Here is a 12108-nt window from a genome sequence, read left to right on the forward strand (position 1 = left end):
AGCCGAGCGCCTTACCGAAAAAGGCGCCGGTTTGCAGTCGCTTGATGAACCTTGGGCCGATACGACAAGCCCTTCAGGCCGTATGGTCATGACGGTCTTCGGAGGCATTGCCGAGTTCGAGCGCACCCTCATTATCAGCCGCACGAACGACGGCAGGATAGCCGCCAAGGCGCGCGGCGTCGCCTTCGGCCGGCCGAAGAAAATGCGCCCCGATCAGCAACAATTGGCCAGGGAACTCGTCCGCGACGGGAAGTCGATCAGTACCGTTGCCAGGACCTTCGACGTTCACCCCGCGACGATCTACCGCATCATCGAGCCGTAGGTCGCCTTATGCCGGTTTTCTGTTCCGCTCAGCCGCACAGGCCACTCCATACAAACTGCTACCTTCGATTATGTAAAAATACAGCTCGTTTCCATTAACTACTGCCAATAGGGCGGACGACGGTCTCCTGTGCGCCGGGCGTAGGCCGAACGAACAAACGGCAACGCCCAAGGTCGGCTAGAAACGAGAAATGCACCAGCGCGTCCATTCGTTGAAGATGGTCGAGCCGCGCAGGTCCTCCCAAAGGTAATGCCGGCACAAAACCGTAGCATTCACCTAAGGAAAGTTCGCCAAGGCGCTTGCGCGCTCTCGAAAAAAGAGGTTCGGCCTCAGGCGTGTCTTCAAAGAAATTGAAAGAATTATCGAACTCCAGACGATTTAGCGGTATAGCAACGGGATAGCTCTTACCTGGCTTGTCTTCGTTGAACTTTGGCACGCGCACGGCAAAAAGAGGAAGGTTGATCGATAGACGCTGATGCTGCTCGTTCCATGCCAGTAACTCACCAAAGGCAGAAAACCCCACGATGTGGGTCTCATTTGGCGTCAGCTGTGCGTCGTCAGTGAAGATACGGTCAACTACCGGGTTGAAATGTTGAGGCAGGCAGAACTGAAACTTGCCCTGCTTCCACATCCCGATCCCGTAGCGTCGCCAGAAAGCCAACAGGTCCTCTGGCAGACGCCCCTCGAGCTCGGCTAGCTGCTCTGGCTTCGGATGCATCGCCTGCTCAGGCGGACCGTTGTCTTCAAGAAGTTGTGCAAACCAGTCGGTGTCCATTTCCAATCCTATTCGCATTCGTCCAGGGTAACATCCATTTTCTGCTTGCCCTCCGCCTTGGCCTTTTCGGCCTCCTCTCGCAATTGCTGTGCTCTGGTCAATTGACTGCCAGGTCCCTTCTTCGCCCATTGAGACCCTATAGAGGAATTTTCCGAGGCACCGCCGATGCCGGTAGGCTTGGGACCCCCACCCGCGACCAGATCAGGGTTGTGCAAAGCCGCTGTGCCTCGCAACGCCTCATCCGCCTGCTGTTTGGCGAGCGCCTTGTCGCCGGTTTCCTCAAGCACTCGATCGAATTCGTTGTTCCAACTCTCCACACGAAACGCCTTACGCATGGCTGCCTCGCCCGGGTAGCCGCCCCGCCCTTCCGTCGCATATTTATCAATGCCGTCGATCACGTCCTGCGGCGACATCTTGTTGATACCGTCTTGCTGCGCCCTCAACTGGCGCCGGAACTCTGCTTGTTTTTTAGGATCTGACCGGTCCGGCGGTTCGAAGCAGTCAGGACCATCATTATCAGGAATAGGACACGATTGAAGCGGAGTTGGAGGGGCACTCTGCCCAGCTTCATCCGCATTGGAAGCATGCTTGAGCATCTTTTTCGTTGCATCGATGCCGAGTTTAGCCACGACGTACGCGGCCATCCCATACAGCAACGGTTCCAGAGGGAGTAGAACAACGGGACCCACAGCTCAGTCCCACACGGTCCGGGCCGTGATTGCCCGAAAGATCGTCTCGATCCGCTCATCACCCATGCCCTGAATGTCAGGGCTTTCCAGAACCGATCTGAACACCGGTTGCTCGTCGAAATCCTGTCCCAGGAACACGCCGAGCAGCATCCATTTCATCAGCCCGCGTTCGCTGATCACGCCATAGGGCGCCGCGCGCCCGCGCATGCGGCCGACCCAGGCCAGCAACCGGGGCGGTTCGATCGACCGGGTCTTTTCCGGTAACTCCTTTTGCAGAAACGTGGCGATCCGCTGATCCATCGTCCGCTGCTCGCGGTGCGTCATAGCGTCCATGACCGTCGGGCGAATCGGGAACAGGCCGGGCGGCAGGGCGATCGTCGAGCCGGGGGGTGGTGCCTGATACGCGACGAGGTCGCCCGCCGGATTCTCGGTCCAGAGCGTAGTGATCGGCCCGAACAGCGACCGGCATTCCTCGGGATCGAGCGCCGGCAACAAGTCATGCAGCACCCGGCTATCATACCAGCGGAACAGCACGATGCGGCCGTCCGGCAATTGCGCGTCCGGAAAGCGTCGGCAATGAGAACGTAGCGTCTCGAACGGGACCTCCGTGCGCAGCGGCAGCATCCAGCCCTTTCCGGCACCCTCGATCATCAGGATGCGGGTCAGCGTCGCATCGCGGTCGAGCCGCACAAGATATGGAGCGGTGTCGCCTGCCCGGAGAAACAGATCGCCCTGCCAGAGGCACTGGCAGGTATCCGCTGTGCCGAGCGCGGTCAGATAGTCCGGGATCTTCGGATCGCGGGCCGCATCAACCACGGCGAACATCACGCCCGACGGCGTATCTCCGCTTGGCCAGAACAGTTCCCGCTGCTCGGTTAAATTCATACGGGTACTCGCCCGGTCATTTCGTGCAGTGCTCGCAGAAAGCCTTCCCCGAGCCATTCGCCGCATTCGTCAGAGCAGTGCCCTGTGTCGATGATGTTGCGGCTCCGGCTGTTCCAATCAGCACGGTTCCGCACCCGCCAGCGATCACGCCGCCATGCGCGGTCTGATCCCCCATGCGCGCAGCCATCAGGCCGTTGATCAGCACAGTCGGCGAACCCATCACGATCGTATCGGGCGGTCCAACACAGGTCAGCTTGTCGGTTACCCGCGCCGCGGGCAGGCCACCGATGAACACATTAGGCGAGCCGGAAATGATCGGGCCACCGACATGCGGCACCGGCCCATCACTGTCCGGGCAAGTGTGCATGTCCGTTATCCGCGCTGCTGGCTTTTCTCCGGCCATGAGACGACGCTAACCGATTGCCCATCCTCTGCAAAGTCGGTCGCTCAAACTTTCATACTCGGGGTCTGAGTAGCAGCGGTACAGAAAACCTACACAAGCGCCTAACAGTTTGATTTCTCAACAAACGAGGGTTTGATGCAGGCAGAAGACTTTCGCCAGAAACAGGTCAAAATGCTGTGGTATTCGTGCAATAACCCATGCATCAATCTACCCGTGGATTACCCGTCCCTCTAAAGTTATTGGAATTCGGCCGAAACGCACTTTCGGTTCCGTTGCTACCGGACCCCCTATTTCACCGCCGGCACCGTGATCCGGCACTCCTGAGCCTTGTGAGATTTCACCGCCTCGGCATCACATGCAGCGATTGCCTTGGCGTTCTCCTTGTTTCCGCTGATCAGATTCCAGTCGGCCAACAGGGTGTTCCAGGCGTTCGGTTTGGATTTTTGCATCAGTTTCACTCCCGTATCCCAGCGATCCGGCTGGCCCATGACGATTGACGCGACGGTGCCATCCCACCCAAACGGCAGGTCGTTGGCCAGGAATGGTGACACCACCAGTCCGAAGATCAGGGTAAAACCAAACACTATACCCGCGATCCTCCACAGCCATTCTCGCTGCTCCTCCTTGCCGCGCATATGGCCGATCATGCCGGCAAGCTCGCGTCCGGCGTCGCGCGTCTCGCTGACCGCCCTCCCCAGTACGCGCTCGGCGTCACGGAACACCGATTGCCCGGCATTCTCGATCCGGGCGGCATGGGTCTCCGGCGTTTCCTTCAGCGCCGGTTGTGCTTCGATCGCGCCCAGCCGCCGCTCCATCGCGATAAGGGCCTTGCGCATCGCACCGAGATCAGGGCTGTAATCCGGGGGCCGCTTGTCCTCCCATTCATGGGGCAACCCTTCGACCAGGCGCCGCATGACGATGACCTCGGCATGCAAATCCTGGAACGCCCGCGTGGCGTTATTGGTGCTATCGTCATCCTCCTGACCGGCCATCCGCTTGTTTTCTCCGCCCCTCGCGCTCTGCTCCATGCCCTGCGCGCTTTGACTGCCCACTACATCGACATACCGTGATCGCGCTCAACGCTACGGCTCCGCTCTCGGCTCAGCCCGCTACCCAGCTCCGCGCTGATGCTCTGCGACAGGGCGCGCGTGGCGATCTGGCCGATATCCCGCCCCTGCACGATCTGCATGAACAGAGACCCCGGCGTGATCCCGAACCGCGCCGACTGGGCTGCCATCACCGTCTGGGCCGGACCGTCCTTCTGGATCACCGTGGCCAGCTTTTGCAGCCGCTGGGCTATGGCATCGCGGAACGGCGCTTGGTCCCAAGCATCGGTCTTGTTGTGCGCGGCCTCCAACACTTTCCAGTTCGCCGTGTATCGTTGTGCCCGTACATTCGGATCGGCCCGCGTCTTCGCCTCGTGCTCGATGCCAGACAGCAGCGCCGCACTCCGCGCCGGCCCCGTCAGCTCGGTCATCGCCTGGCTGGTCTTCGGGTCATAATGCAGGGCCAACCGCAGATCCCGCACCGATCCCGGCCTAGCCGCGTCCAGGGCCGCCCCGGTGTCACGCAATGCGATCTTCTGATGCTCCAGTACCGGCAAACCCTGCGCCTCCATCCGCGCCTGGTCCGTCCAGGCCCGTGCGTACCGCTCGATCGCCCGGTTGAGACCCGCCGGTGCTGCGCCGGGCAATCCCGGCGCGGATTGCGTCGGCCCACGCGGCGGTGCTGGCAGGGACACCCCGGCAAACGCGCCTGGTGCAATGCCCGGCCGGCCGCGATCGGCGCCAAGCTTCAACCCATCGAACATCCCCCGCTTGCGCACCGGCGGCACCTCGGCAACCGGTTCCGGGGACGGTGCGGCCGGCCGATCGGCGGCACGCTCCTGCGATGGCGCTTTAGCCTGAGCCCGCATCGGCTCCGGCGTCTCGATCTCGGCCGTACTCCGATCCTCGAACCCACGCCTGGCACCGAACGCACCCACCGAGCGCTGCCGCCAGGCGGCGAACGCCTCGGAAGGCCGCTCGTAATCCAGCGTCGTCTCCTTGGCCTGCGACCGGGATAGCCGTGCGGTCAGCGCGTTCATGTCGGTGAACTCGGACCGATCGGCATACAGCGCCACCCCATCCCGGTGCCGCGTCATCGCCACATAGGTCAGATGCCGGTCCATCGTTCCCGAGGCCAGCACGAATGCCCGGTCCACCGTCGCCCCCTGGCTCTTATGGATCGTCGTCGCATAGCCGTGGTCAACAGCGGCATAATCCGCCATCGAGACCGATACCACGCGCCCGGCTGGGTGATGCCCCCGCCCTGAACGTGAACCTGAACCCGGCCCTGCCGCACTGTCCAGCCGCACCGAAAGGTGCCCCTCCTCGGCCCGCTCCACCGTGCCCAGCATTCCGTTCTTCACACCGAGCGCGCGGTTGTTCTCCCGGAACAACAGCCGATCCCCCGGCGCAAAGGCTCGCACACCCTCGGTGGTGCGATAAACCCTCTCGCCCCCGGCCTCACCGCGCCCCAGCTCGCCCCGCTCCTGCCGCGCCGCCCTGATCGCTTCGTTGAGGTCCTGCACGTCCACCCGCCGGTGCGCCAGCACCAGGCGGGAACCATCCGGCCGCGCCGCCATATCCACCATCACATCCCGCACGATCGCCGCACGCGCCTCCGCCCCGCTCGCCTCGAACCGTACAGCACCCCGCCGGTCATAGGCGTCCAGCCCCTCCGCTGTCCGGTGCCGGCCAAAATCCACCGATGCCGCCCGCTGCCACGACTCACGCTGGCGGCGTATCCCCTCCAGCTCAATGTACCCCACTCGCTCGGCAACCGCCCGGAACGCCGCCCCCGCCCCGATCGGCTGCAATTGCTCCGGATCACCGATCAGCACGATCTTCGCCCCCGCCCGGTCCGCCTCGGTGATGAACCGGGAGAGTTGCTTCGAACCCACCATCCCCGCCTCGTCGATCACGAACACATCACGCGGTCCGAGTTGATCGAACCCGCGCTCCCAGCCCCGTGACCAGGACGCCAGGGTGCGCGAGACAATCCCGGAACTCTCCTCCAGCCCCTCGGCCGCCTTGCCCGCCAGTGCCGCCCCATGCACCTGATACCCCTGCGCCTGCCACGCCTCCCGCGCCGCGGCCAGCATCGTGCTCTTGCCCGCCCCGGCCAGACCCACCACCGCTGCGATCCGCTCCGGCCCGGTGATGTGTTCGATCGCCGCCCGCTGCTCGGCTGCCAGGCCATCACCGCCCGCCCGCCGGATCGCCCCATCCTGACGGCCGATCGCCGCATCCACATGCCGCGGCGCCACCGCAAAGCCTCGGGCTTCTTCCATGCGATCGGCACTCGCCGCCATCGCGCGCTCGATCTCCACCATCTCCCGCGTCGAATACCGCGCCGGCTCGATCTCCCGCCCGCGCTCGTCACGCTGCGCCGGCTGCAACTCGACCAGCGCCGGCGAGGCCATCACCCGCGCCAGGGCCACCCGGAACGCCTCTGCGCCACCAGCATCAGCGCCAGCATCAGGACCAGCCCCTGAACCGGCACCATGCCAATCCACCGCCCGGTGCAGCGCCCGCGCGATATCCCGCCGGTCGAACACGCTCTTCTCATTGGTGATCAGCGTCAGAACCTGCTCAGGCTTTTCCCGGATCAGCGTCGCATTGCGCTTCGCCGCCTCTTCGTCCAGCCGGACCCGCGACACGTCCATCCCGCGCCGCTGCATCTGTGTCGCATGCACCCCGACATGCTGCGTCGGCTCGATGTCCAGCCCGCACTCCTGATGCGACCGATGATCGATCCGCACATCCAGCCCCGCCCGTGCCAGATGCGCATTGGTCCGCTGCTCCCAGCCAATCCGAATATCGCGGAGCTGCTCATGTGATGTGGGCATCCCTAGCGCCACCAGCTTCTTGTTCTCCAGCTCCAGCGCGCTCTTGTCCCCGAGTCCATCCGCGCCAACCTGCCTTGTCGTCATCAGGATATGCGCATGATGGTTCCGGACATCGGTGTGGCCGTGCGGTGTATGGATCGCAAAATCCACCGCCACCCCATACTGCTTCGCCAGCGCCTGGCTGAACTCCCGCGTCAACGCCAGCCGCTGTTCCGCCGATAGCTCATGGGGTAACGCAACCTCGATCTCACGGGCGACCCTGGCATCCTTGCGCTTCTCCGAAGCCTCGGCCACATTCCACAACACCGACCTGTCCCGCGCCCAGTCCGGTCCCGCCCTCGCCACAACCGACCCATCGACACCGACCGTATCCCCCGGCAGCACGATCTCCGCATGCTCGACCCCAGCCTTGCGGGTAAAATCATGCACCATGCCATCGCGCGCGTTTTCCAGCCGATCGGCCGCACGATACGCCGCAGCGGCAACCGCGCTGCGGCCGGACGCCCGGCTGATCGGTTTCATGCTCAGATGATAGATCGCCATGACGCTTCTATCTTACTTAGCACTGAGTTGCGTAGCAACTCGTAAGTGCGCACTTACTCTCACCTCGTTCGCTCAGTGATGGCGCTATGGATGCACCGTTTAGCGTTCACATGGTCGGGATTTGACGCGCACTACGACGGAGCTATCGTACCATCCATTGACAGCATCTGACCAACTACCAACGACTAAAGACCGACAAACAAACCGATCAAAAGGATGACGGGATCATGGCCAGACTATCGCTCGAACAACAGATCGCCCAGCTAGAAGCCCGCGCCAAAACACTCAAGGCGCGCATGGCAAAACAGGATCGCGCCAAAGACACTCGGCGCAAGATCCTGCTCGGTGCCCTGGTGCTGCACCGCATCGAACACAGCGGCGATGACGAGTTCTCTAAACGCCTCGCCGACTGGCTGCGGCGCGAGCTGCCGGGATTCCTCACACGCGATGAGGATAAAGACCTCTTCGCCGATCTGCTGAAACCAAAAGCCGATTCACCTACACCGATAACCACAACCGAAGCGGCAAAATCAGAAACTTGATCTCGGCCAAACCTTCAAAGCGATTTTCCCCACCGTTTGCCTTAAACGGGCTAAACGTTTCTTTCCCCATTGCCGCTTTGCGGTGGTGCCACAACGCATGACGGTCCACGCCAGGGCGAGCGCAGCGCGGGAGCGCCGTAGGCCGCCGCGTAGCGGCGTCTGGCGCAGCCACTTAGGTCGAAGACAGGCTAAAGATTGCCGGGTTTGGCTTTATGCGATGGCGGTTTCCATCCTCATTGCTGTTTGTAGCCGTTTGAGTGCTCGACCCAGGCCCTCTGAGGGTGGTGTTTCGCACCCATTTGGTTCGGTAGAAAGGTTATAAAAATCTTGATTCTGTGTTCCAGGGGGATTTTCCGACTTGGAAGAAACAGCGACTGAATCTGTCGTTTTCTGCCCGCCTCCCCGACCTCGATCCACCGGATTCGGGTGTGATGCACACGACAATGGATCGCGGAACACGTAGGCGTTGCTGGTACGGATCAGCCTGGTGCGCGGCACCAGATTGCCAAACAAATCCTTCTCCCGGAATTGCACCCGCACAAGCCGGTTGACCCAGGTCATGATCCCGGCCGCCTCCAGCGCCTTGATCGCTTCATACACCGTGTCCCGGCAGCACTGGGCGCGCTCGGCGATCGCCTCGTAGCTCGGAAAGCACCGCCCGTCCCGGCTGTTGTGGAAGCCCCATAGCAGCGCGGCTAGCACCTCCAGATAGGCCCGCGTCAGCGGCCCCCGGTGCTGGCCAGGCCGCTTGTGTCGGGCCGACCAGGCCCGCGCATACACCGTGATCCGCGCCTTCGCGTTGCGGTCCAGTGGCTGACACCGCCCCTTGCCGAAAACCTTCTCCCGGCGCCGGCTGTAGCGATTCGGTAAAATCCCAATCAAATCCATCAAAAATCCCCGTCAGGTTGCTTAGCAACCAACCCGAAGCGGCCGGAAATCGGCACAAGTCCGCCCGTGGCAAGAAAACACTTGCAAAAGACGGCGATTTGGGGGATTCTCACGTTTGCAAGACAGAGTTTCCCCGGCCTCGGCCGGTATGCACGGCCCGCCTTTCAGGCGGGTTTTGCTATTTCTGGGCTATAAGTCTCCAGCCAGAAGGTTAATCTCCCACAACAACGCGAATCGCTGCCGTGGCCCCATAGAAACGGTGATACGAATCGCCGCCACATTCGAGGCATCCGCCATTTCGTAGCATTTGGACCCGAATGTCCAGATTTTTTGGGATTTTTCTGGCCGGTCTCGCTTTCGATACCGCTTGCGGTATGATACGTGTTACGATACACATATCATAATGATTAAGAGTTTTGCCGACAAACGGACAGCGGCAGTATTCGCCAACCGGACGCCGAAAGGCTTTCCCACGGACGTTCTAGCCGCTGCCCGGCGGAAGCTTTTAATCCTTGATGCGGCTGTAAAGCTGGAGGACACCAACACGCCCCCAGGCAATCGGCTCGAAGCCTTGCAGGGCGATCGCGCCGGCCAGCATTCGATCCGCATCAATGACCAATGGCGGATATGTTTCGTCTGGCATGACGATGGTCCGCATAGTGTCGAGGTTACCGACTATCACTAAGGAAGGTGAATTATGGCTATCCTGCGCGAAGCACTGAACGGAATGAACTTTGATGACGTGGCACTCGCCGGAGAACTTCCTCCGGTGACGCCAGGCGAGGTTTTGCGTGAGGAATTCCTGGCTCCCCTCCACATGTCCGCTCGCGCATTGGCCCGCGACATTAACGTGCCACCCAATAGGATCACCGACATCCTGAATGGCGATCGAGGCATCACGGCACAGACCGCGCTAAAACTGGCGGGTCGGTTTGGAACTTCGGCGCTGTTCTGGATGAACCTCCAGGTCGCCTATGATCTGGCCATGGCCGAACACGAGATTACGCACGCAGCTTGAGCCAACTATGCTTCATCAGAAGGTTGAAAATTCACAAAGTCATTTTTGACTTTGTGAACAAGTTCGCGCGCATGGTTGAGCGTAATTTCCACCTTCCCGGTCTCGATCGAATCACCCAGATAATCGCTGATCTGACGCAGTCTCTCAGCACGCCGAAACTCGGCACCGAGGGCCTGCGATATATAGCCAGGTTTGATCACATACTGATTGAAGGCTGCATGGAGGCCGCTATGCGACTTTCCCTCCGTCACTTCTGGTGGGGCGCCCACGAGGATTAATGCAGCTCGGGCAGCATTAAACATCGCATAATAGGAGCGATTGCTGGCCCCCTCGGCATCACCATCAAGCAGTAGAACCTCGGCCGAGGAAATCGCCCGATCAGCCTTATCCAGCAGGGTTGCTGGCGTCACAGAGGAATACCGTCACGCTGGATATTGCGGATTAAGCTGGGATTAGAAAAATGCTCTGGATGGTCCCATTGATCCTGCCAAATGGGTAGTGGGGAAACAACAATACCGCTCTCAAGTTCAACCGCATATGCGGCATCAATCATTTCAAGCATGGTGTTGATGGTCGAACCATGAACGCCTGGAAGCAGAACGGCGAGATCTGCATCGCTACCGGCGCTGTGGTCACCGCGCGCCCTGCTGCCAAAAAGAATAGCCCCCGTGACCGGGTATAACTTTCCAATCGCGCTTATAAAAGCACGAGCCGCTCGCTCAGTGGAGGGATCAAGCGTGTTCACAAGTTCACTTTTGATCTACTACCGGCACATTATGCGCGCTGAACAGGTTATTCAGCGCTCGGATAACAACTGTCTGCACATCCTCACCGGTCTGCGCCTGTACTAAGCGAAGTGAACGCTTAAAGTCGGGATGGAGGTAGGCGCCAATATGGATTTTTCCCTCTCGGCTTGGCGCCTTGTAGACGCTTTGCGGCCCCGACAAGCTCGCTATCGCAGTAGAGGACGGAGCTTGGATATGTGTTGACGGCTTGCCTGAGCTTTTCTCCAATGAGGCCTGAAGAGCTGAGACTTTAGACATGTTCAAATGTTCCTTTTTTCACATGTTCAATAACAAACCTGAACAAACGGTCAAGTTCAACACCAGCTTTCCCGTCCGCATCTAGTTCCTGCGGCGACTGCCCCGTCATCGGCGCTTCTGCATAGGCCTGCCTATGACATAAGTGGACCGGGGCGCATTCTAATCCAAAAATAGCACGTACCATCTCCCGCGCATCATCAGCGGTTTTTGTGGAAGCTGGGTGAACACCATTGAGCACCACAAAGGCTTTGGGATTACCCGCGATCCGTAGGAGGTCGGAAACGGCTTTTAAGGTTTCGATTTCCACTACATTTGCGCGTGTCGGGATGAGCACCAAGTCCGATAGGCGAGCTGCATTCAAGGCGCTATCGTCGTTACGCCCGGCCGTGTCGATGACCACAAACTCTGCCCCACCATTCCGTGCAGCGTCCAACGTTTGCTTCAATCGGCTAGCCTGAGCCGACACGACCGCCGGATTCTCAGCAGCTCGCCTATCTTTCCAATTTGTGGCACTCGCCTGTGGATCAACGTCAATGACTGCGGCGACCATGCCGGCAATTGAAGCCGCAACAGCCAAACCTACCGCCACGGTCGTTTTCCCGGTGCCGCCTTTTTGACCCACAAGAGATATTGTGAACATCCCATATCCTGCTTTTTTGATATGCTGATTTTGTGAACATATGCTATGATCTAGTCAAGGCCTTTTGGAGAGGTGTCGGCGCACGGGTGTTATGGAAAGTCGGTATGCTCCAAAGGTAGCTAGCCCGCATTATGCATGAAGGTCGGCGAGCATAGCGTAAACCGTTGATTCGTTGTAAGTATTTGTTGTTGAGACAAAACTTCACCACGACGGAACACCATGCTCGCCTCGGTTGCAAATACTCCAATTCTCCCTGGTCTGTCACCTGTCGCCGGCAAGTCGATCGAGGCCCGGTTCGACGGCGATCTGCTCTCCTCCGACGGGGGGTTGCTGGGGTTACGCGCCATCGAGCAACGGCTCGGCATCGCAAGTCGTTTGGCCGCATGCATCGATGATCCTCGTGCGCCTGGGCGTGTGATCCATGGGCTCGACGAAATCATCCGGTTTCGCATGCTGATGATCGCGGCC

16 protein-coding genes are annotated in these 12108 nt (G+C 60.4%); 5 read left to right on the forward strand and 11 right to left on the reverse strand.

Annotation, left to right across the window (positions count from 1 at the left end; genetic code table 11):
- The coding region (locus BW994_RS17880; protein WP_139334212.1) for a recombinase family protein at window positions 1-322 on the forward strand (322 nt) is incomplete at its 5' end.
- A 94-nt stretch (window positions 323-416) separates the two neighbouring features.
- On the opposite strand, the gene BW994_RS17885 is transcribed toward BW994_RS17880, so the two are convergent.
- From BW994_RS17885 to traA, 6 genes are all read right to left on the reverse strand, one after another.
- Complete coding sequence (locus tag BW994_RS17885; protein ID WP_029314297.1) at window positions 417-1097, reverse strand: GAD-like domain-containing protein; 681 nt, start codon at window positions 1095-1097, stop codon at window positions 417-419.
- Between the two features lie 8 nt (window positions 1098-1105).
- A complete protein-coding gene (locus BW994_RS17890; RefSeq protein ID WP_081849248.1) occupies window positions 1106-1741 on the reverse strand; it encodes a polymorphic toxin type 15 domain-containing protein in 636 nt (211 codons plus the stop codon).
- A 48-nt stretch (window positions 1742-1789) separates the two neighbouring features.
- Entirely contained in the window at window positions 1790-2671 is an 882-nt protein-coding gene (locus BW994_RS17895; RefSeq protein WP_051657666.1) for a DUF4123 domain-containing protein, read from the reverse strand.
- 16 nt (window positions 2672-2687) lie between these two features.
- Entirely contained in the window at window positions 2688-3074 is a 387-nt protein-coding gene (locus tag BW994_RS17900; RefSeq protein ID WP_081849246.1) for a PAAR domain-containing protein, read from the reverse strand.
- A 287-nt stretch (window positions 3075-3361) separates the two neighbouring features.
- A complete protein-coding gene (locus BW994_RS17905; RefSeq protein ID WP_139334214.1) occupies window positions 3362-4102 on the reverse strand; it encodes a DUF6118 family protein in 741 nt (246 codons plus the stop codon).
- Between the two features lie 23 nt (window positions 4103-4125).
- The gene (gene traA / locus BW994_RS17910; RefSeq protein ID WP_076454812.1) at window positions 4126-7509 is read right to left on the reverse strand and encodes a Ti-type conjugative transfer relaxase TraA; all 3384 of its coding nucleotides are present in this window, start codon (window positions 7507-7509) and stop codon (window positions 4126-4128) included.
- Between the two features lie 227 nt (window positions 7510-7736).
- On the opposite strand from traA, the gene BW994_RS17915 reads away from it, so the two are divergent.
- Window positions 7737-8051, forward strand: a complete 315-nt coding sequence (locus tag BW994_RS17915) for a hypothetical protein (protein WP_029314322.1) — start codon at window positions 7737-7739, stop codon at window positions 8049-8051.
- A gap of 210 nt (window positions 8052-8261) precedes the next feature.
- On the opposite strand, the gene BW994_RS17920 is transcribed toward BW994_RS17915, so the two are convergent.
- Entirely contained in the window at window positions 8262-8939 is a 678-nt protein-coding gene (locus tag BW994_RS17920) for a helix-turn-helix domain-containing protein (protein WP_029314323.1), read from the reverse strand.
- Between the two features lie 403 nt (window positions 8940-9342).
- On the opposite strand from BW994_RS17920, the gene BW994_RS17925 reads away from it, so the two are divergent.
- Complete coding sequence (locus BW994_RS17925; protein ID WP_076454813.1) at window positions 9343-9624, forward strand: type II toxin-antitoxin system RelE/ParE family toxin; 282 nt, start codon at window positions 9343-9345, stop codon at window positions 9622-9624.
- A gap of 12 nt (window positions 9625-9636) precedes the next feature.
- Window positions 9637-9957: a HigA family addiction module antitoxin gene (locus BW994_RS17930; RefSeq protein WP_342667868.1), complete on the forward strand. Its 321-nt coding sequence runs from the start codon at window positions 9637-9639 to the stop codon at window positions 9955-9957.
- Window positions 9958-9962: 5 nt separating this feature from the next.
- On the opposite strand, the gene BW994_RS17935 is transcribed toward BW994_RS17930, so the two are convergent.
- Genes BW994_RS17935 through BW994_RS17945 form a run of 4 tightly spaced genes read right to left on the reverse strand, consistent with a single transcriptional unit; the run spans window position 9963 to window position 11640 of the window.
- Window positions 9963-10367 (reverse strand): HEPN domain-containing protein, encoded by a 405-nt coding sequence (locus BW994_RS17935; protein WP_076454814.1) that lies wholly within the window; start codon window positions 10365-10367, stop codon window positions 9963-9965.
- Window positions 10364-10702, reverse strand: coding sequence for a nucleotidyltransferase domain-containing protein (locus BW994_RS17940; RefSeq protein WP_076454816.1), 339 nt, complete (start codon window positions 10700-10702; stop codon window positions 10364-10366). Before BW994_RS17940 ends, BW994_RS17935 begins: the two co-directional genes overlap by 4 nt.
- Before the next feature lie 4 nt (window positions 10703-10706).
- Window positions 10707-11000, reverse strand: coding sequence for a ribbon-helix-helix domain-containing protein (locus tag BW994_RS19450; protein WP_139334215.1), 294 nt, complete (start codon window positions 10998-11000; stop codon window positions 10707-10709).
- Window positions 10993-11640, reverse strand: coding sequence for a ParA family protein (locus BW994_RS17945; RefSeq protein WP_076454817.1), 648 nt, complete (start codon window positions 11638-11640; stop codon window positions 10993-10995). Before BW994_RS17945 ends, BW994_RS19450 begins: the two co-directional genes overlap by 8 nt.
- A 219-nt stretch (window positions 11641-11859) precedes the next feature.
- Between BW994_RS17945 and BW994_RS17950 the strand changes: the two genes are divergently transcribed.
- A partial coding sequence (locus BW994_RS17950) for a transposase (protein WP_175612145.1) occupies window positions 11860-12108 on the forward strand: 249 nt, incomplete at its 3' end.

The organism is Acidiphilium rubrum, from assembly GCF_900156265.1.
Taxonomy (GTDB): domain Bacteria; phylum Pseudomonadota; class Alphaproteobacteria; order Acetobacterales; family Acetobacteraceae; genus Acidiphilium; species Acidiphilium rubrum.